Annotated in this window: 15 protein-coding genes; 5 read left to right on the forward strand and 10 right to left on the reverse strand. The window is 27.4% G+C overall.

Annotated features, from left to right (window positions below; translation table 11 throughout):
- Positions 1-4: 4 nt before the first annotated feature.
- The 7 genes from yihA to AZI32_RS09025 form a co-directional block, all read right to left on the reverse strand.
- Positions 5-595 (reverse strand): ribosome biogenesis GTP-binding protein YihA/YsxC, encoded by a 591-nt coding sequence (gene yihA, locus AZI32_RS08995; RefSeq protein WP_061995525.1) that lies wholly within the window; start codon positions 593-595, stop codon positions 5-7.
- Positions 585-2921: an endopeptidase La gene (gene lon / locus AZI32_RS09000; RefSeq protein WP_061995526.1), complete on the reverse strand. Its 2337-nt coding sequence runs from the start codon at positions 2919-2921 to the stop codon at positions 585-587. Before lon ends, yihA begins: the two co-directional genes overlap by 11 nt.
- A gap of 205 nt (positions 2922-3126) precedes the next feature.
- Positions 3127-4809 carry an ATP-dependent protease LonB gene (gene lonB / locus AZI32_RS09005; RefSeq protein WP_061995560.1) on the reverse strand — a complete coding sequence of 561 codons (1683 nt, stop codon included), beginning with the start codon at positions 4807-4809 and terminating at the stop codon, positions 3127-3129.
- Between the two features lie 269 nt (positions 4810-5078).
- A complete protein-coding gene (gene clpX / locus AZI32_RS09010; RefSeq protein ID WP_061995527.1) occupies positions 5079-6371 on the reverse strand; it encodes an ATP-dependent Clp protease ATP-binding subunit ClpX in 1293 nt (430 codons plus the stop codon).
- Positions 6372-6391: 20 nt separating this feature from the next.
- On the reverse strand, positions 6392-6976 hold the full coding sequence (gene clpP / locus AZI32_RS09015; protein WP_061995528.1) for an ATP-dependent Clp endopeptidase proteolytic subunit ClpP: 585 nt from the start codon (positions 6974-6976) through the stop codon (positions 6392-6394).
- Between the two features lie 160 nt (positions 6977-7136).
- On the reverse strand, positions 7137-8429 hold the full coding sequence (tig, locus tag AZI32_RS09020) for a trigger factor (protein WP_061995529.1): 1293 nt from the start codon (positions 8427-8429) through the stop codon (positions 7137-7139).
- Positions 8430-8668: 239 nt separating this feature from the next.
- A complete protein-coding gene (locus AZI32_RS09025) occupies positions 8669-9469 on the reverse strand; it encodes a hypothetical protein (protein ID WP_061995530.1) in 801 nt (266 codons plus the stop codon).
- 783 nt (positions 9470-10252) lie between these two features.
- Between AZI32_RS09025 and pflB the strand changes: the two genes are divergently transcribed.
- The 3 genes from pflB (at position 10253) to AZI32_RS09040 (ending at position 14147) form a co-directional block, all read left to right on the forward strand.
- Positions 10253-12481 (forward strand): formate C-acetyltransferase, encoded by a 2229-nt coding sequence (gene pflB / locus AZI32_RS09030; RefSeq protein ID WP_061995531.1) that lies wholly within the window; start codon positions 10253-10255, stop codon positions 12479-12481.
- A 242-nt stretch (positions 12482-12723) separates the two neighbouring features.
- Entirely contained in the window at positions 12724-13455 is a 732-nt protein-coding gene (gene pflA, locus AZI32_RS09035; RefSeq protein WP_061995532.1) for a pyruvate formate-lyase-activating protein, read from the forward strand.
- A gap of 215 nt (positions 13456-13670) precedes the next feature.
- Positions 13671-14147: a YbjN domain-containing protein gene (locus AZI32_RS09040; protein ID WP_061995533.1), complete on the forward strand. Its 477-nt coding sequence runs from the start codon at positions 13671-13673 to the stop codon at positions 14145-14147.
- A gap of 21 nt (positions 14148-14168) precedes the next feature.
- Here the strand turns inward: AZI32_RS09040 and AZI32_RS09045 are convergent, their stop codons facing one another.
- Both AZI32_RS09045 and AZI32_RS09050 read right to left on the reverse strand, forming a co-directional pair.
- On the reverse strand, positions 14169-15425 hold the full coding sequence (locus AZI32_RS09045) for an aminopeptidase P family protein (protein ID WP_061995534.1): 1257 nt from the start codon (positions 15423-15425) through the stop codon (positions 14169-14171).
- A gap of 192 nt (positions 15426-15617) precedes the next feature.
- Positions 15618-17309 (reverse strand): hypothetical protein, encoded by a 1692-nt coding sequence (locus AZI32_RS09050; protein WP_061995535.1) that lies wholly within the window; start codon positions 17307-17309, stop codon positions 15618-15620.
- 316 nt (positions 17310-17625) lie between these two features.
- Here AZI32_RS09050 and AZI32_RS09055 point away from each other — a divergent pair, with 316 nt between their 5' ends.
- Both AZI32_RS09055 and AZI32_RS09060 read left to right on the forward strand, forming a co-directional pair.
- Positions 17626-18984, forward strand: coding sequence for a Mur ligase family protein (locus AZI32_RS09055; protein WP_061995536.1), 1359 nt, complete (start codon positions 17626-17628; stop codon positions 18982-18984).
- 14 nt (positions 18985-18998) lie between these two features.
- Positions 18999-19730: a type 1 glutamine amidotransferase gene (locus AZI32_RS09060; protein WP_061995537.1), complete on the forward strand. Its 732-nt coding sequence runs from the start codon at positions 18999-19001 to the stop codon at positions 19728-19730.
- 42 nt (positions 19731-19772) lie between these two features.
- Here AZI32_RS09060 and AZI32_RS09065 read toward each other — a convergent pair whose 3' ends face one another.
- Positions 19773-21053, reverse strand: a complete 1281-nt coding sequence (locus AZI32_RS09065; RefSeq protein WP_061995538.1) for a helix-turn-helix transcriptional regulator — start codon at positions 21051-21053, stop codon at positions 19773-19775.
- Positions 21054-21060: the final 7 nt, after the last annotated feature.

Consider the following 21060-nt stretch of genomic DNA (forward strand, 5'->3'; position numbering starts at 1 on the left):
TTAACTATTCCCATTCTATATTTTTACTTAATTCTTCTAATAAATTTTCTTTACCCTCTTTTTTTAATGATGAAAAGAAAACTATTGATTCTTCTTTATCCATTTTTAAAGTTTCTCTTATAAGTTTTTTACTTTTGGCTGCCTCATTATTGGTTAATTTATCCCTTTTAGTGGCTACAATTATGACCTTGTACCCATAATGTTTTACCCAATTATACATAATAACATCATCATTAGTAGGCTTATGTCTAGAATCAACTAAAAGCACTATTTTTTTTAGCTGTGGTCGATCTATTAAATATTTCTCCATCATTTTTCCCCAGCTATCCTTTTCCTTTTTAGATACTTTTGCATATCCATAGCCTGGCAAATCTACAAAATAAAATTCATTATTTATTAAGAAAAAGTTTATTAATCTAGTTTTTCCTGGCGTACCACTTACCTTAACTAATTTTTTTCTATTTGTTAAAGTATTTATAAGTGATGATTTTCCAACATTTGAACGTCCCACAAAAGCAAATTCTATTCTATTATCAGTAGGATATTGTTGTGGTTTCACTGCTGATATAACAAATTCTGATTGTTTAATTTCCATTATTCATCTCTCCAATAACTAAAGCATTCTTTAGTACTTCATTTACATTTTCTACTGGTATAAATTTTATCTTATTTTTAACGCTCTTAGGCAGTTTATCTATATCTTTTTTATTGTCTTTTGGCATTATTATAGTATCTATACCCATCCTATATGCAGCTAGACTTTTTTCTTTTAGTCCTCCAATAGGCAACACTTTTCCAGTTAAAGTTACTTCGCCAGTCATTGCAACATTATGTTTTACTTTTGAATTACTTAACGCTGATACCATAGCTGTAGTCATTGTTATCCCTGCTGATGGACCATCTTTAGGTACTGCCCCTTCTGGTACATGTATATGAATATCTTTGTTCTTATAAAACTCATTTTTTATACTAAATCTGTTTGCATTAGATCTTACATAACTATATGCAGCTTTTGCAGATTCTTTCATCACATCACCTAACTTACCAGTAAGTTCAAGTTTTCCATTTCCATCCATAACCATTACTTCTATAGGAAGAGTATCTCCACCATACGCTGTCCAAGCTAAACCAGTAACTACCCCTATTTTGTCATCTTGTTGCATATCATCATAGCTAAATATTTCTACACCTAAATATTTAGTTACATGATTAGATGTAATTGCTATTTTTTCTTTATCCTTTTCTACAAGTTCAGTTATAGCTTTTCTTATCATTGTAGCTAATTTTCTTTGTAAACTTCTAACTCCTGATTCTCTAGTATAATTTTCTACAACTTTTTTTATTGCAGAATCATGTATCTTAATTTGACTTTCTTTAACATTATGTTCTTTTAATAATTTAGGAACTATATGCCTTTTAGCTATATTAAACTTTTCCTCTAAAGTATATCCACTTACTTCTATAATCTCCATTCTATCTAAAAGTGGTCTAGATATAGTATCAAGTGAATTGGCAGTTGTTATAAATAATACTTTTGATAAGTCAAAATCTAATTCTAAATAATGATCCCTAAAACTATTGTTTTGTTCTGGATCTAAAACTTCTAATAGTGAATCTTCTATATTTCCCTTATGATCCATTCCTGTTTTATCTATCTCATCTAAAAGAAATACTGGATTTTTAGATCCTGCTTTTTTCATACCATTTATAATTCTACCTGGAATAGCTCCTACATAAGTTTTTCTATGACCTCTTATTTCCGCTTCGTCTCTTACTCCACCTAAGCTCATTCTTACAAATTTACGTTGTAAGGCTTCTGAAACAGATTCAGCTATGGAAGTCTTTCCAACTCCAGGTGGTCCAACTAAGCATAGTATTGGGGCTTTTAATCCTCTGCTAACTTTTCTTACTGCTAAATATTCTATTATTCTTTCCTTAACATCTTCCATACCATAATGTTTTTCATCTAATACTTTTCTAGCGTTTTTTATGTCTAAATTATCTTTTGTTATTGTTCCCCAAGGTAGACCTAACAGCACATCTAAGTAAGTTTTTGTGTTAAGACCTTCTTGAGAAGATGCTCCACTGCTTTTTAATCTTTTAATCTCATATAATGCTTTTTCTCTTGCTTCTTTAGGAAGCTTAGCTTTTACCATCTTAGATTCATACTCTCTAAGTTCTTTTAACTCTTCATCATCTTCTCCCAATTCTTCTTGAATTGTTTTTATTTGTTCTCTAAGATAATATTCCTTTTGTACTTTTCCAATTTTACTTTTCACTTTTGTGCCTATTTTCTTTTCTAGTGCTACAATTTCTAACTCACCTTTTATAATTGTTAACAACTTTTCTAAACGTTCTTTAATATTAATTGCACTTAGTAATTCTTGTTTTTTACTTTGTTTTAATAGCATATAGGATGCTATAGTATCACATATTCTTCCTAGATCTTCCTCATCATCTAAATCTATCATTATATCCATGGACTGATTAGTAACTTCTAAATAATCCTGAAAACTTTCTAGTATAGATGCGACATAAGCTTGACACTCTACCATATCTTCTCTAGGTATTTTATCTTCTATAATTTCTATTTCACCTAAAATACTGCTTTCATCTTTTATATAATCTATTAATTTCCCCCTGCATTCACCTTCAACTAACACTCTTATGTAATTTTCAGGTAATCTGACTAATTGTTTCACTGTACATATAGTTCCTATTTGTTGTATATCATCTTTTTCTACATCTTCAACTTTAGCATCTTTTTGTGAAACTAAAAAAATTTTTTGATCTTTAGTCATAGCAGTCTCAAGGGCAACTATAGATTTTTCTCTTCCCACATCAAAATTTAATACATTATATGGGAAAATACTTAATCCTCTTAAAGGTATTAAAGGAAGTTTTATTATATTATTCTCCATTTTCTCCCCTCATTTCTATAAATTAATGTTATTTCATCGCTTATCATTTAAAAAAGTATATAAATAGACTAATATATTATAACCATAATTAAGATTTTTTTCAATTGATAAGTAACACCAATTGTATATTCTTTAAATATATATGCTTTCAATTAAATATGTAAGAGAACTGTTACTTAATTGAATATACCTTATATTTTATTAACTATATAGATTTGGCAGTTAATATATCTAAGTCACCTTGAACATTCATATCTACTGTTTCATAATCTTGGTTTACTATTGAAATTCTTATTACTTCTTTTATATGACTTACTGGTATAATATCAACACCTTTAATCTGACTAAAACTTTCTTGCCAATTTTCTTTAGGAATAATTATCTTTGTAGCTCCAGCTTTTATAGCCGCTTGAATTTTAGAACTTACTCCTCCTACGGGCATCACAAGACCATAAATAGATATTTCACCAGTCATAGCAACTTTATTATTTACTTTATTTCCAGTTATAGCACTATATATAGCAGTAGCTATACTTACCCCTGCTGATGGACCATCTACTGGAGTTCCCCCTGGGAAATTTACATGTATATCATATTCATTTACATTCAGCGAAAAAGTTTTTTCAATAACAGTAATTACATTTTCTAGTGAAGAAGCTACTGTACTCTTTCTCTTTATTTTCTTGTTATTATCTTTAATTTCCTCCTCCTCAACTATTCCTGTTATTTTAATCTTTCCCATACGAGACTTAACTTTCATTGCTGTTGCCTCTATTTCCATTAATGCTCCTATATTAGCTCCATATACAGCTAAACCATTTACATTTCCTATCATAGGTACAGTTTTTACTTTTTTTATAGGTCTCTTACTATAATGACCATTTTCAATAACCCATTCAACATCTTCAACACTTACATAACTTCTATTTTCATTTATAGCTATTCCTGATGCCAATTGAATTAAATTAACTGCATCTCTTCCATTTGAAGAATATAATCCTACCAACTTTGCTGCATCTTCTTCTAAACTTAATTCTAGTTTTTTCATAGCATTGTTTGCGATAACTTCTATTTCTTCTGGTGTAAGAGCTCTAAAAAATATTTCTACACATCTTGATCTTATAGCTGGAGGTATTTCTTCTGGATTTCTTGTTGTAGCACCTATAAGTCTAAAATCTGCTGGAAACCCATTATCAAATATATCCTTTATATATTGTGGCATGTTATTATCTTCTGAATTATAATAAGCACTATCTAAAAATACTTTTCTATCTTCTAAAACTTTTAATAATTTATTCATTTCAATTGGATGCAATTCGCCAATCTCATCTATAAATAAAATTCCACCATGAGCTTTAGATACAGCTCCCATTTTAGGCTGCGGTACCCCAGCTGCCCCTAAAGGTCCGGCACCTTGATATATAGGGTCATGAACAGATCCTATAAGTGGATCAGCAATTCCTCTTTCATCAAATCTTATTGTGGTTGCATCTATTTCTACAAATTTAGAATAACCACCAAAAGGTGAATTTTCTATTTTTTTAGCTTCTTCTAAAACTAATCTTGCCGCTGCTGTTTTACCAATACCTGGTGGTCCATAAATTATAACATGTTGTGGATTAGGTCCACATATAGCCGCTTTTAAAGCTCTTATACCCTTTTGTTGCCCTATTATTTCATTAAAATCTGTTGGCCTGCTTTTTTCTGAAAGAGGCATAGTTAATGATATACTTTTCATTTCTTCCAATTTTTGAGCCTCTTCTTTTTTGCCATTAACATTTGATGAAGAATTTTTTATGCCGCTCTTACTTGAAAACATATAAATTATTAATGAAAAAATAATTATAGAATGAACCGTTAAAATAATAAAAATCGTTGAATTTTCCATAATCATGTACATTATCCTCCATAAATTTTTATTTAGGGAATCTTAGTTTTTTTATAGTAGTATAAAAGTACACACATTCCCTTTTATACTACTATTATTTTCATATTTTCCTTTAATATTCTTATTCATCAAATAAAATTCTTAGCTATCATAAGGATAAAATATACATTTTAATATGAAATTAAAACAATTATACAAAAAAATAAAGACACTATAAAACATATAGTGCCTTTATATATATTAAAAATATTTACTATTATTTTCTAATATTATGCTGGTTCTAAACCTCTTTTAGATTTACCTTTTGGTTCAATTTTTAAAGGTTCTCTTTTACCACTTTCAGCTATAACAACGTCAGGCTCTTTAGTCTTTATAGTATCTTTAGTTATTATAACTTTTTCAATTTCTTCTCTTGAAGGAATTTCAAACATGATATCCTTCATAGTTTCTTCTATTATAGCCCTAAGACCTCTTGCTCCAGTTTTTCTTTTAATTGCTTCATTAGCTATCTGTTTTAATGCTTCTTCATCAAAATCTAATAATACATCATCCATTTCAAATAGCTTTTTATATTGTTTGACAAGCGCATTTTTAGGTTCACTTAATATGCTAACCAACGCGCTCTCATCTAAAGCTTGTAAAGTTACTATTATAGGTAATCTTCCAACAAACTCTGGTATTAAACCAAATCTTAACAAATCTCCTGGCATTATTTCTTTTAATAATGCTCCTATATCTTTAACTTCTTTAGTTTGAACATCTGCACCAAATCCCATTGATGATTTTTGAGTTCTTCTAGATATTATTTTATCTAAGCCATCAAATGCTCCACCACATATAAATAAAATGTTTGAAGTATTAATTTGTATAAACTCTTGATGTGGATGTTTTCTTCCGCCTTGAGGTGGTACAGATGCTACTGTTCCTTCTAGAATTTTTAATAATGCTTGCTGTACACCTTCACCTGATACATCTCTAGTTATAGATGGATTTTCAGATTTTCTTGCTATTTTGTCTATTTCATCAATATATATTATACCCTTTTCTGCCTTTTCTACATCATAATCAGAATTTTGAATTAATTTAAGTAAGATATTTTCAACATCTTCACCTACATATCCAGCTTCTGTCAATGTAGTAGCATCTGCTATAGCAAAAGGTACATTTAACATTTTAGCTAAAGTTTGTGCAAGTAATGTCTTACCTGAACCTGTTGGTCCTAATAATAAAATATTACTTTTTTGAAGTTCAACATCCCCCTCACTAACATTAGAACTTATTCTTTTATAGTGATTATAGACAGCAACTGATAAAGATTTTTTAGCTTCATCCTGTCCAACAACATATTGATCTAAATATTTTTTTATTTCTGCTGGCTTCGGAAGAGTTTCCATGTCCATTTGAACACTGTCTTCTCTTTCATCTACTATGATTTCTGAGCATAATTCTATACATTCATCACATATATAAACCCCTGGTCCAGCTATAAGTCTTTTTACCTGTTCTTCACTTTTTCCACAAAAAGAACATTTAAATTTTTTCTTTTCATCATTTCTTGGCATGTCTACACCTCTCTAAAATGCTATTTCTTTTTAATTATTACCTCATCAATTAATCCATATTCTTTTGCTTCTTCTGCACTCATAAAGTAATCTCTTTCAACATCTTTTTTAATTACTTCAAGGGACTTACCAGTATTTTTACTTAATATCTCATTTAATGTTTCTTTTATTCTTATTATACGTTTTGCATGTATATCTATATCTGTAGCCTGCCCTTTAAATCCACCTAATGGTTGATGTATCATTATTTCACTATTTGGAAGAGCAAATCTTTTTCCTTTAGCTCCAGATGATAATAAAAATGCTCCCATCGATGCAGCTAATCCTGTACAAATTGTAACAACATCTGGTTTTATATAGTTCATAGTGTCATACATAGCCATTCCATCTGTTATTGATCCTCCAGGACTATTTATATAAAGATAAATATCTTTATCTGGATCTTCTGATTCTAAAAATAATAATTGAGCAACTACTAAACTTGCAGTAGCAGAGTTTACCTCTTCTCCTAAAAATATTATTCTTTCTTTTAAAAGTCTAGAATAAATATCATAAGATCTTTCACCCTTATTAGTTTGCTCTACTACCATTGGTACTAAACTCATACAACTTCCTCCTTTTTGTACTATATTTATAATACAAATACTACACTAACTAATTCTGTCCATAAATTTAATGTTTAAACTATAATTTATATATTATTAAAATTAATTGCCAGAAAAAAATCTGGCAATTAATCATATTTTAACAAAATTTGTTATTCTATTAATTAGTAGCTTTGCTAGTTTCAACTAACATTTTTCTTACTTTTTCAGCAAGAACTTGAACTTCTAGGTATACCTTTTGGCTTTCCATTAACATTTCAGCTGTTTTTTCAGCATCTTCTGCACCATAGTACATTTTAGCTATTTCTTCTGCTCTAGTTTTTAATTCTTCTTCTGTAGCTTTAACTTCTTCAACTTCAGCAATTTTATCTATTACCATTTCAGTTTTAACTTTATTTGTAGCTACTTCGTTCATTTGATTTCTGAACTCTTCTTCATTTGTGTTAGTGAATTGGAAGTATTTTTCAAGAGTTAATCCTTGGTATTGTAATCTTGTTTCTAAATCTTTTAGCATTCCGCTTATTTCTCTATTTACCATTGATTCTGGGATATCTATTGTTGCATTTTCAACAACTGCAGATATAACAGCCTCTTCATATTCTCTTTCAGTTCTTAATTCATTTGATTTATCCAAGTTAGATTTTATATCATTTCTTAACTCTTCTAAAGTCTCAAATTCTGAAACCTCTTTTGCAAATTCATCATCTATTGCTGGTAACTCTTTTGTTTTTACAGCTTTAACTGCAACTTCAAATTTTGCTTCTTTCCCATTTAATTCTTCTATTCCATATTCCTTTGGGAATGTTACATGAACTTCTTTATTGTCTCCAGCTTTTAATCCAACTATCTGATCTTCAAAGTTGTCTATAAATGTACCTGAACCAATTTCTAATTCATAATCTTTTCCTTCTCCACCTTCAAATGGAACTTCTTCTACAAATCCTTTAAAGTCTATAACAGCTATATCTTCTTTTTCAATAGCTTTTTCTTTAACTTCTACTCTAGCATTTTTTTGTTGCATTTCTTTTATTTTATTTTCAACATCTTCATCTGTTGTTTTATATTCGTTTTTCTTAACTTCTAATCCTTTATATTCTCCAAGTTTTACTTCTGGAGCAACTGGTACATTAGCTATGTATATTAAATCTTTTCCTTCTCCAATTTGCTCTATTTCTATTTGTGGGTAATCTACTGGATTTATTTTATTTTCACTTAATGCTACTGGATATGTTTCTCTATAAACTATATCTAATGCATCCTCAAATAAAACTGACTCTCCATAATATTTTTTTACTATTGCATAAGGTGCTTTACCTCTTCTAAATCCTGGTATATTAAACTTCTTAGAGTTTTTTGCAAATGCTTTTTTTACAGCGCTATTAAATTTTTCTGCTTCTACTGTTACTGTTAGTTTTACAACGCTTTTTGGTAAATTTTCCACTTTAACGTTCATTTTTCTTTTTCCTCCTACTATATATAAATGAATATTAACCTAATAAATTATAACACATATTATTCAAATTAGGTAGATTAATTATTAACTTGTTCTAATTATAACAAACTAATATTATATTGTTTAATAGATTTTCTATTTATTTTTCAATCATAGTTTATAATTTGAAATTTATCAAGCTTTTTCAAATTATACAATATTTTTATATCTAATTACAAGATTATTTACAATTTTTCCTATTAATAAATTATATTACCTTGTGAATCTATAAATAAAACTTTATCATCTATGTTTATAACCAACCCTTTTTCTTGTATATTACCCATCTTTATATTTTTTCCATAAATTTCATAATGTGGATTTCTATTAAGAGAATTGATATCTAAAGTCCATATATATTGATTTTTTTCTGAAATTACCCAAGGTAGATAACTTGTATATGCTATTAAATTATTATTTATAAACTTTGGATTATCAGCCCAAATATAATCTTGATTTTCTGATATAACTTTATCTTTTGAAAAAGATATATTTTCATCAGAAATATATTCCTTTTGGGTTACATCTTTAATGTTTCCATTCCAATCAACTAAATACATATTTTGACTATCTTTATTCAAAATAACTATATTTTTTCCATTAGGACTTACATCCCCTTTTAAACTTTCAATACCTTCAAAAGAAATAATTTTTTCTTTTTTACTATCTAAGTTTAATTTTAATTTTTTTCCTTCTATTAATACATCTTTTATCAATTCTTTTTCATTCTGTGGACTATCCTCTTTGCTTACATTTTTATTAGAATCATCATTTTCTTTAACCACATCGTCTTTATTTTCGTCTTTATTTTCATCTTTAGATACATTAATATTGGATTTTACTATATTAGCAACTTTATCTTTTATAGGTGTGCTTAAAAAAATTATTGCACCAACTAAAAAAGCACAAGCTAATATTAAAATTATGTATTTTCTTCTTTTCATTTTTTTCATTTGCTTTTCATAATTTTTACTAAACATACTTGGCTTTCTTCTACCCAATTTTAATACCTCCTAAGAAATATTTAAAATTTATTTAAATATTCATATTATTCACTCATTTAATCAATGCTTATATTTAAGTTTTAAACTTTTCTTTTCTTATTATACCTTATTTTAATATAATTAGTATATTTATGTCTAAAATTTTATCTCTACACTATTTTACCCATAATAGATAAATTTAAAATAATATTAACATATATAAACTTATTACCAAATTACTTATATTGTGTTAAATTTTACTTATTTTTTTAACTGTTATCTCTTTTGAAATCAATAAAATTATTCTTTAAATATTATACTATTTTAAAATTTATCATTAGATTTCAAGGTAATACTTAATTCTAGGTTGAAACTTATTATTTAAAATAGCTTTTACCTGTTATATTAACTGTATTAGTTTTTTTCAAACTGTTATATTTTTTTATTGCGTTTTTTTTAACAATCTGTTCATTTATCAAGCTATTCTTTTACATTTAAAAACATTTTTTCCTTATTTATGATTTAATTTAATAAATTTTGATATTACCTTTACTCCATTTTTCCCTATTTTCCTAAAGTTTTACATTGTTTTTGCATTGAATAATAATTGTTATTTGAAATTATTTTTTCTGACAATTTGAAAACATATTGATTTATTTCTGTATTAGTAATACAATTGTAACAGAAGCAAAACTTAAATATAAATTACAACAAAAAAAGTTATTATCATTATATTTTATTTCTTTAAAATGTGATGATTTAAACCGTAATCACTTGTAATATATTAAGGAGGAATAGTAAATGTTTAAACAATGGGAAAATTTCAAAGGTGAGCTTTGGAAAGAAGAAATTAACGTTAGAGATTTCATTCAAAAAAACTATTCATTATATGAGGGAGACGAGTCTTTCTTAGTTGGAATGACTCCAAAGACTGAAAAAGTTTGGGAAAAAGCTCATGCTCTAATAATAGAAGAAATAAAAAAAGGTATAATTGATGTAGAGGTTAATGAAGTTTCTGGAATTAACAATTTTGCACCAGGATATATCGACAAAGATAATGAAGTAATCGTTGGATTACAAACAGATGCTCCACTTAAGAGAATTGTTAACCCATTCGGAGGATTCAGAATGGTTGAGCAATCACTAGAAGCATATGGATACAAATTAAATGAAGATATTACAAAATACTTCAATAAATATAGAAAAACTCACAACCAAGGTGTTTTTGATGCTTATAGTAAAGAAACAAGAGCTGCTAGAAGTGTTGGTTTATTAACTGGTCTTCCAGATGCTTATGGTAGAGGAAGAATTATAGGTGACTACAGAAGAATTGCTCTTTATGGAATAGATTTCTTAATAGAGCAAAAGAAAGCTGACTTAAATGCTTTAGTAGGACCTGCTTTAGAAGAATTACTAAGAAAAAGAGAAGAAGTTAATGAGCAAATAAGAGCTCTTAGTGAAATAAAAGCTATGGCTTCATCTTATGGAGTAGATATATCTAAGCCATCTTCAAATGCTAAAGAAGCAGTTCAAGCTGTATACTTTGGATATTTAGCTGCTATAAAAGAGAATAATGGTGCTGCAATGTCTTTAGGCAGAACAAGCACATTCCTTGATATATACATGGAAAGAGATTTAGAAGCAGGAGTTATAACTGAAGCTGAAGCTCAAGAAATAATTGATCAATTCATAATCAAATTAAGACTTGCTAGACACTTAAGAACTCCTGAATATAATGAATTATTTGCTGGAGATCCTAACTGGATAACTGAGTCTATCGCTGGAGTATCTGTAAATGGTCAGCCATTAGTAACTAAAAACTCTTTCAGATACTTACACACATTAACTAACTTAGATCCAGCACCAGAACCAAATATGACAGTTTTATGGTCTGAAAAATTACCTAAGAACTTCAAAGAGTACTGTGCTAAAATGTCAATTCAAACTGGAGCAATCCAATATGAGAATGATGATATAATGAGACCAATATACGGAGATGACTATGGTATAGCTTGCTGTGTATCTGCTATGGAGATTGGTAAGAGAATGCAGTTCTTCGGAGCTAGAGTAAACTTAGCTAAAGCTTTACTATACACTATCAACGGCGGAGTTGATGAGAAAAAAGGAAAAGTTGTAATCGAAGGATTAAACAAAATAACTGATGAAGTACTTGATTACAAAACAATCAAAGCTGCTTACTTCAATGTTTTAGAATACATTGCTGAGTTATATGTAAACACAATGAACACAATTCACTTCATGCATGATAAATATGCTTATGAAGCTGGACAAATGGCATTACATGACACTGATATTAAGAGATTCATGGCATTCGGAGTTGCTGGATTATCAGTTGTTGCTGACTCATTAAGTGCTATAAAATATGCTAAAGTTAAACCTATAAGAAATGAAGAAGGAATAGCTATGGACTTCGAAATCGAAGGAGACTTCCCTAAATACGGAAATGACGATGATAGAGTTGACGATTTAGCAGTAGAATTATTAAATGTATTCTCTGAAATGTTAAAGAAACACCCAACTTACAGAGATGCTGAACATTCTTTATCTGCATTAACAATAACTTCTAACGTTGTTTATGGTAAGAAAACAGGAGCTACTCCAGACGGAAGAAAATCTGGTGAAGCATTTGCTCCAGGAGCTAACCCAATGCATGGAAGAGATTGTAACGGTGCTTTAGCATCATTAAACTCAGTTGCTAAATTACCATATAGAAATGCTTGCCAAGACGGTATTTCTAACACATTCTCTATAATTCCAGATGCACTTGGAAAAACTGAAGATGAAAGAAAAATCAACTTAGCATCAATCATGGATGGATACTTCTCTCAAAGTGCGTTCCACCTAAACGTTAACGTATTAAATAGAGAAACTCTATTAGATGCTATGGAGAATCCAGATAAATATCCAACTCTAACAATCAGAGTTTCTGGATATGCAGTTAACTTCAATAGACTAACTAAAGCTCAACAATTAGAAGTTATAAGCAGAACATTCCACAAATCAATCTAATTTAATATTACTATGACTATTATCAGAGTTGCTTGTATTTAAAGCAACTCTGATATATTAAAAAAGTTATTATATAAAGAAGCTAAAAACTTAGATGCTTTTAAGTTAAAATGGCTTTTTATTTTTTAAAATTTTTATGTATAAATGGATACTCTTTATCCCTACAATATTTTAATAGTTTTTTTAATATATCTCAATAACACATATAAAACTAATAAAGCCTTATAAGGAGAAGAATAATTATGGTAAAAGGAAAAATTCATTCAATTGAAAGTATGGGACTTGTTGATGGTCCAGGTATAAGAGTTGTAGTATTTATGCAAGGTTGTAAATTAAGATGTGCTTATTGCCACAATCCAGACACATGGACCTTAAATGGTGGCGAAGAAATGACTGCTGATGATTTAGTAGCTAAAGTTGAGAGATTTAAGCCATTTTTTCAAAGATCTGGTGGTGGCATTACATTTTCTGGTGGTGACCCTCTAGTTCAACCTGAATTCTTACTAGAAGCTCTAAAAAAATGTAAAGCTAAGGGTATACATACAACAATAGATACTGCTGGATATGGCAATGGAAATTATGAAGAAATTTTAAAGTATACTGATTTAGTTTTGCTTGATTTAAAACATGAAGATAGTGATGGATATTTAACATTGACTGGCTCTAACACCGAAGGAGTTAACTTATTTATAAAAGCACTTAAAAATAGTGATTGTAGAGTTTGGATAAGACATGTTGTAGTTCCTGGGTATACTGACTCAATAGAACATATGGATAAATTAGCTAAAATAATAAATGAGGAAATACCTAATGTTGACAGAATAGATCTTTTACCTTATCACCTTCTTGGAGTGAATAAGTACGAAGTTTTAGGTATAAAATATAAACTTGATGGTGTTCCTCCAATGGATAAAGAAAGAAATACTGAATTACAAAATTATTTAGTTTCTAAAGTTAATTTTGATAAAAAATAAAGGAGCATATCGCTTCTTTATTTTTTTATTTTAAATACCGGTTTAAGTTTTCCACATTATCAACAGTTTTATCCACATTTTGGTAATATTTTTTAATATTTTATAATATAATATTTATTTACTTATTTTATTCTTTATGAGATAATGATATAAATACATGCCCATTTTTTGAATAATCACATAATTTATTTCTACATTTAAGGGGGATTTTATTAATGAGAAATAATTCTACAAATTTTGAAGGTTTTCTTGAGACTAGAAAAATACCGATGAATAAAGGAATGAATATAGATAATGTAACTATTTTTTCTTTTCCAGAAAAATTAACTATAAATGGTGTTGAAAGACCGGTTTTAGGTGGAGGAATTGAAAAAAGAGCTGTTATTTCATTAACTGATGATGATACCTTAGCTGATATTTATATATTTCATATCACAAGTATCCCACAAGAAGATAACAAAATTGAACTTTATAAGCTATTTAATGAATTAAATTCAACATATAAATATATATCATTTTATGAAAATGATAACGTAGTTAATGCTAAATCTAGCATACCTTTTAACAATAATTTCAATGCAGAAATAGTTTTTGAAACATTAACTGTAATGTTCCATGCAATCGAAGAAGAATATGAAAAAATAAGATCTTCTATTAATTTAAAAAGTAAAATAGTAAACTTAAAGCAATAAAAGGGAGGATAATCCTCTCTTTTATTGCTTATTTTCTGCCATAAATTCTTCAATTTCCTCTACTTCTTTTATTATATCTTTAGATAAATTAATACATCCATCTTTAGTTATTAATAAATCATCTTCTATTCTTACTCCTATTCCTTCTTCTTCTATATAAATTCCTGGTTCATTTGTTATAACTGTACCTTCTTCTAAAACTTTGTCATATGTTCCTACATCATGAGTATCTAAACCTAAGTAGTGTCCAATTGAATGGAAATAGTATTTTCTTACTTCTGACTTATCTTTTATGAGCCCTAACTCTACACAACCCTTTCCTAGTTCATCCATAGCTACTTTTTCTAAATCAGCCATTTTTATTCCTGCTTTAGCGGTTGCCTCAACCTTTTTCATTGCATTTAATACTGCATTGTAAACTGCCTTTTGTCTTTCTGTAAACTTACCACTGGCTGGAAAAGTACGTGAAATATCACCATTGTATAATTTATATTGTGCTCCTAAATCTAGCAACACTAGGCTATCTTTTTCTATTTTACAATTATTTTCTACATAATGAAGTATAGTCCCATTTATACCTGAACCTATAATAGTATCAAATGCAGTATGTCTTATACCTCTTTTCCTTAGCTCATAATCAAAATGTGCTTCTAATTCACATTCTGATATTTCTTCTTTACTATTCTTAAATATAGAATATATACCTTCTTTAGTTATTTTTATGGCTTCTTTTATTAACTCCACTTCTTCTGGTTTTTTTACAACTCTTAAATCTGCTATTTTGCCGTATACATTTTTCACTGTAAGATAAGGATATTTTTTTATAATGTCTATAGCAAACTCATTCGATTTTGTAGATATTGTATCATACTCTCTTTTTTCTAAATCTAAATAAATTGTTTCATAGCAGCAACTACTTACACGACCTATCCTTGAAAAATCTTCTTTAAAGTTATCATTATATTTAATGTTGTCTATTCCTGTTATTTCTTTACTTTCTTCTATAGTAGGTTTTTTTCCTATCCATTTAATCATTTCCGGGTCTTGTCTTTCAATATAAAAATTTTCTATAATTTTACCATTTTCTTTTAATACCATGTAAATTGCATTTTCTCTTTCGAACCCAGTAATATAGTAAAAATTTCTATTAGGTTCAAATCTATACTTATAATCTGCTGATTTAAAAGGAGAATCTCCTGAGAATAGTACTGTTATTGAATTATCATTCAATTCTTCTAAAAATTGTTTCCTATTTTTTTTAAAAAATTCTTTATTCATTTTAACCCTCCAAATACAAAATATAATTTTCTAAATATACTTTATATTTAATTATAACACTATGTATTCCTTAAATTAACAGAAAATTTTTTATTTTATAAATTACTACATTTATGCAATAAAAAAACATCTTAAAATAAATTATTTTTATTTTAAGATGTTTTTATTAAATTTAAATTTTAAATTAATTCACTAATAAAACATAACAAAGTCTGGTATTTCTATAACTTCGTTTTCTTTTCCTTTTTCATATTTTTTCTTTAAGTCTATTATTTTATTATAATTTTCCGTTATTGTTTTTACTGTATATTCATCATGCTCTTCTTTTAAACTTTTAAATGCTAATTCTATATTTTTAAATGATTTTTCTATATCCCCTTCTACAGTAATATAATAACAACCCAAGTTATTTAAAGTTAATATATTACTTTTATCTAATTCATAAGCTATATTAATTTCTTTTATAGCCTCATCTTGTCTCTTTGATATAACATAAGTAGTTCCCAATGTTCTATGATATTTTATATTCTTACTATCCTTTTCAATACATATATTTAACATCTCTATAGCCTCATTATAATTATGATTTGATAAATATACTAATGCTGTTTGATATTTAAGTTCTAAATCATCTTCATTAAACACCTGAGCTATTTTAAAGTGTTCTAAAGCATTAACACTATTGTTCATACTATATAAATTATAATAACCACTATTAACATATGTTAAGGGATTATATGGTTCATAGTATATTGCATAATGTAAATATGGAATTGCTTTATTAGGTTCACCTTTCATTTCTAATATATCCGGAGCTAATTTAGTATATAGTGGCAAATATTTTTCATTTTGTTTTATTGCGATCTTAAAATATTTAATTGCCTTTTCTATATCATTTTTGTTTAACCAATAACAAGCTGTTAAATAATTTACTTTATAATTATCACTATGATTATTTAATAAATCATATATTATCTTCTCTTCTTTATCAAATTCGCATTTATTATTTAAAAGTTCTACCATTAATAATTGAGGAATTATAAAGTTGTTTTCTATCTTCATACCTCCTATTTCATTTAATAAATCTTCACCTTTATTTAAATCAATATTTGATACATATATTTTAATCAATGCTAATTTATAAAATAATTCACTATTATTTTCATTTTCTAAATTGATAAGTTCATTTAAAACATTTCCATTAGACATATATGCCTCATATACAACATCATATATTTTCATCTCATTTTTATCTAATTCATAAGCTTCAATTAATGTTGAAAATGCACTTTTTGAATCATTTAGCTGAAAATACATCATTGCCTTATCACAGAGCTCAGATGCTGTAAAACTTTTAGTAGCATAACTATCTATTATTTTTTTTGCATTTATACTATCTCCATGAAATAAATATATGGCAAAAGCCACTCTCTTTATGTCATTATTTTCAGGATACATATCTAAATCTTCTTTTGCATGCTTAAAAATTTCAGTGTAATCCTCTTCGCTAATTCTATTTTCAACAAATTTTTCTTTTAAATTTAAAAATTCATTATTTAATAAAATTGAGTGAGCATCTCCACTTTTATCTTCTTTTTCCATTGCAACTTTCATATATTTTTCGGCATTTTCATTGTCATCTTGTAGTAAATATAATTCACTTATCTTTGCTGGCCAAATTGCTGACCTTTTATCCGTTTTATTTATTGATTCATAAACTTTTATGGATTCTTCAAAGTTAGATGAATAAAAATATTCATTTCCTTTTTCACTATATTTTTTTAAATCGGTTTTATTTTTTACAATTAATACGATTAATATAGCTAATAGGCCTATTATAGCAACGAGTAGCATATTTTTATTGCCATATAGCTTTTTCCTCATAAAAAACCTCCTTATAAACATTAAATCAACATTATTTTACCAAAGCTACATAAAAAAATCCACTTGTTTAACTTACCATATACTATTGAGTGCATATTTTTTATTATATGTTTAATTTTTATTAAACATTTTCAAAAACTTCATAGTATAGAAAAGCTTTTTATAAAATGTTATAATACTCGTATATATAATTTAGTTATCAATTATTAGTATTTTATTTGAAAATTTCACATTTTATTATTTACATATTTTTTAAAATAGTATATTGTAAAAGACAAATATAATTTGTAATCTAAAGATAATTTAAGTTAAGGGAGTGTTTAAAATTAAGATTAATTCTTTTTTAAGTATAATTACAGCGAAAACCGCTAAATTTCTTTCTAAGTTGCTTTCTAAGGGAGGGTCAAACTTTCCAGGTGCAGTTGCGCTAAAGTTTGACAAACACATTTTAAAAACAGTGGCTAAAGACTACAATGTTATACTAGTTACTGGAACAAATGGTAAAACAACAACTACTAATATGATCTATAACATAATAAAAAGTGATAACAATCATGTTATCACTAATAATACAGGTGCTAATATGGTTGCAGGAATTACTTCTTGCTTTATTGATAATTATAAATTCTTTAAGAGTAATAAAGATAAATATGCTGTTATTGAAGTTGACGAAGCTTATGTACCAATAGTAACTGAAGATGTTAAGCCTAAAATTATAACTGTAACTAATCTATTTAGAGATCAATTAGATAGATATGGTGAAATTCATACTACATTTTCTAAAATATTTAACGGTGTTGAAAAAACTCCTGATACTACTTTAGTATTAAATGGTGATGAATCTCTTTTTGGAAAATTAGATGTAAAAAACCCTGTTATTTATTATGGTTTTGAAGTTCCTATAAATAAAGATATAACTCTTTCTATGAACTCTGATAATAAATTCTGTAAATGTTGTAAGTCACCTTATAAATATGAATTTGTAACTTATAATCATTTAGGATATTATTACTGTGAAAATTGCGGATATAAACGTCCCGACCTAAAATATAAAGTTGAAGAAATTTTAGATTTAAATCCAAAAGGCTCTACAGTCATTGTAAACAATAATCAACTTACTATAAATCAAGCCGGAGAATATAACATTTACAATGGTCTGTGTGCTTATTCTATCGGAAAAGAATTAGGTATAGATGATAAAATTATATTTTCTTCACTTGAAAATCAATCTACAAGTTTTGGAAGACAAGAAACAATAAACATAGATGGAAAAGAAGTCAAAATAATTTTAGTTAAAAATCCTGCTGGATATGATCAAGCGGTAAATACAATAATGTTAGATAAAAAAGAAATTAATCTTGCTTTATTGCTTAATGACAAGTATGCAGATGGTCGAGATGTTTCTTGGATATGGGATGTAAACTTTGAAAAATTAAATGAATTAGATATAAATAATATTTTAATTTCTGGAACTAGATTATATGATATGGCTGTAAGATTAAAAATAGCTGGATTTGATACTAATAAATTTACATTATGTGATGACGGAGATAGACTAATAGAACATATAAAATCTTTAGATACTGAAACTACTTATATTTTAGCTACTTATACAGCTATGCTTAATATAAGAAAAACTCTTCACAACAAAGGTTATATCGATAAAATATGGTAAGGCAAGGTGATTTAATGGAACTAAATATATGTCATTTGTATCCTGATTTGTTAAATGTTTATGGTGATGTTGGTAATGTTTTAATTTTAAAGCATAGATCTAATCAAAGGGACATAAAAGTTAATATAATAAATGTTTCTGTTGGTGATGAATTTGAGGCAGATAAATATGATATAGTATTTTTTGGCGGTGGCCAAGACTATGAACAATCAATTGTATCCACCGATTTAATAAATTATAAAAAAGATAGTATTAAATCTTATATAGAAAATGGGAAAGTATTCTTATGTATTTGTGGTGGTTACCAACTTTTAGGTAAATATTATACAACACCTGAAGGTGACAAATTAGAAGGTCTAGGCGCTCTAGATATATATACTGAAGCTGGTAATACGAGATTTATAGGCAATACAGTTATATATAATGAAGAGTTTGATGAAACCTATGTAGGCTTTGAGAATCATTCAGGAAGAACTTATACAAATGGATTAAAACCACTTGGTTCAGTAAAAGCAGGTTATGGTAATAATGGTGACGATAAAAAAGAAGGTTGCATCTACAAAAATACATACTGCACTTACTTCCATGGTAGTTTATTATCAAAAAATCCTGAACTAGCAGACAGACTGCTTAAAATTGCTTTAGATAATAAATATAAAGATGCTGAAGTTGCTTTAACAAAATTAGATGATACTTTCGAAATTAAAGCTAAAGAATTTATTATTGATAGAGAACTAAACAAATAACAAAAAGCTATGAAATTAAATTAATTTCATAGCTTTTTCTAATTAAATTTTTTTCTCTAATTGCATTGCTAAATTTAAAAATTTTATTGATTCAGATACTTCCCCTAACTTATGATACATGTTTCCCATTTGTAAATATCTTTTATATATTTTATCCTTATAACCACACTTTAACAGTGCATCTAATGATAAATTCATATATGTTTCTGAAGCAGCATAGTCTCCTTCTAACTGTAACAATATAGCTTTATAATAATATGCACTCTCTATAAATTTGGAACTATCTAAATTTATAGCATAAGTTAAAAGTTCATTTGAAACTTCTTTTGCCAATCCTAACATTTTATTTTCAATTAATGCTTCTAAATTTGCTATTAAAAATATACATAGCTTTTCTTTATTTTCCCTTGGAAATATTTTCAAACTCTCTCTAATACAATTTTCTCCCAAATCTATTTTTTTATTTCTTATTAAAACTTCTCCAAAATTATGCAAACAACTAGCATATTTCTCGTAATCATTTTTATATAGCTTAAAAACCTTATTTTTATATGCCTCAAATTCATCATAATTTTCTAAATGTAATGCTAATAAGCTACATAAATTATATATTGCTCCTTCAATTTTTTTATTTTCACAATATTTAATCATAGATTTTAGTTCTTCACAAATTTCTGACGCCTTTTCATATTCACTTAACATCATATAAGCTGAACCTTCATTATAAGTTGTTCTTATAAGATCCAGTTTGTCTTCTACATCTAATTCTTTTAATCTAGTTCTTACGCTATTGTAATAGCTTATAGCTTGTCTTTGTTCTCCATTTAAAGATAAATACACGCCTACATCAACATAATATTTTAGTTGATATAATTCATTGTGCGCCCTTTTACAAAAATCATAATATCGCGGTATAAGTTTTCTTAACTCATCAAAATTACGTTTAAATATATGCGCAGAAAAGAACAAATGCATTATTTCACAACATAACTCATAATAAGCATATTTTTCAGCGTACTCTAGATTATATTCAATATCATCAAAATACTCGTCATAATAATTATTGGTTTCTTTACAGCTTCGAAAAACTTCAATATTGTCTATTAACTGCTTTTTTACATCATGTTTTAAATAGTTAATATCTAATTCTAACTTTTCACTTATATATTCTAATATCCATTCTTCAGCATCTACTTTATTATTCTCTATACAACTCATTTTAGAAACTGAAATTTTCTCTTCACAAATTTCTTTTAAAGTTAACCCCTTGTATATTCTTGACCTTTTTATTTTCTCTCCTATAGATAATATTTCTGATGTCATCTTCTCA

The sequence above is a fragment of the Clostridium sp. ATCC 25772 genome (genome assembly GCF_001573875.1).
In the GTDB taxonomy this organism is placed as follows: domain Bacteria; phylum Bacillota; class Clostridia; order Clostridiales; family Clostridiaceae; genus Clostridium_J; species Clostridium_J senegalense.

Bases quoted from the DNA above. Each gene is read 5' to 3' on its own strand.
- yihA (WP_061995525.1), bottom strand. From the start codon at position 595: ATGGAAATTAAACAATCAGAATTTGTTATATCAGCAGTGAAACCACAA.
- lon (WP_061995526.1), bottom strand. From the start codon at position 2,921: ATGGAGAATAATATAATAAAACTTCCTTTAATACCTTTAAGAGGATTA.
- lonB (WP_061995560.1), bottom strand. From the start codon at position 4,809: ATGGAAAATTCAACGATTTTTATTATTTTAACGGTTCATTCTATAATT.
- clpX (WP_061995527.1), bottom strand. From the start codon at position 6,371: ATGCCAAGAAATGATGAAAAGAAAAAATTTAAATGTTCTTTTTGTGGA.
- clpP (WP_061995528.1), bottom strand. From the start codon at position 6,976: ATGAGTTTAGTACCAATGGTAGTAGAGCAAACTAATAAGGGTGAAAGA.
- tig (WP_061995529.1), bottom strand. From the start codon at position 8,429: ATGAACGTTAAAGTGGAAAATTTACCAAAAAGCGTTGTAAAACTAACA.
- pflB (WP_061995531.1), top strand. From the start codon at position 10,253: ATGTTTAAACAATGGGAAAATTTCAAAGGTGAGCTTTGGAAAGAAGAA.
- pflA (WP_061995532.1), top strand. From the start codon at position 12,724: ATGGTAAAAGGAAAAATTCATTCAATTGAAAGTATGGGACTTGTTGAT.
- AZI32_RS09040 (WP_061995533.1), top strand. From the start codon at position 13,671: ATGAGAAATAATTCTACAAATTTTGAAGGTTTTCTTGAGACTAGAAAA.
- AZI32_RS09045 (WP_061995534.1), bottom strand. From the start codon at position 15,425: ATGAATAAAGAATTTTTTAAAAAAAATAGGAAACAATTTTTAGAAGAA.
- AZI32_RS09050 (WP_061995535.1), bottom strand. From the start codon at position 17,309: ATGAGGAAAAAGCTATATGGCAATAAAAATATGCTACTCGTTGCTATA.
- AZI32_RS09060 (WP_061995537.1), top strand. From the start codon at position 18,999: ATGGAACTAAATATATGTCATTTGTATCCTGATTTGTTAAATGTTTAT.
- AZI32_RS09065 (WP_061995538.1), bottom strand. From the start codon at position 21,053: ATGACATCAGAAATATTATCTATAGGAGAGAAAATAAAAAGGTCAAGA.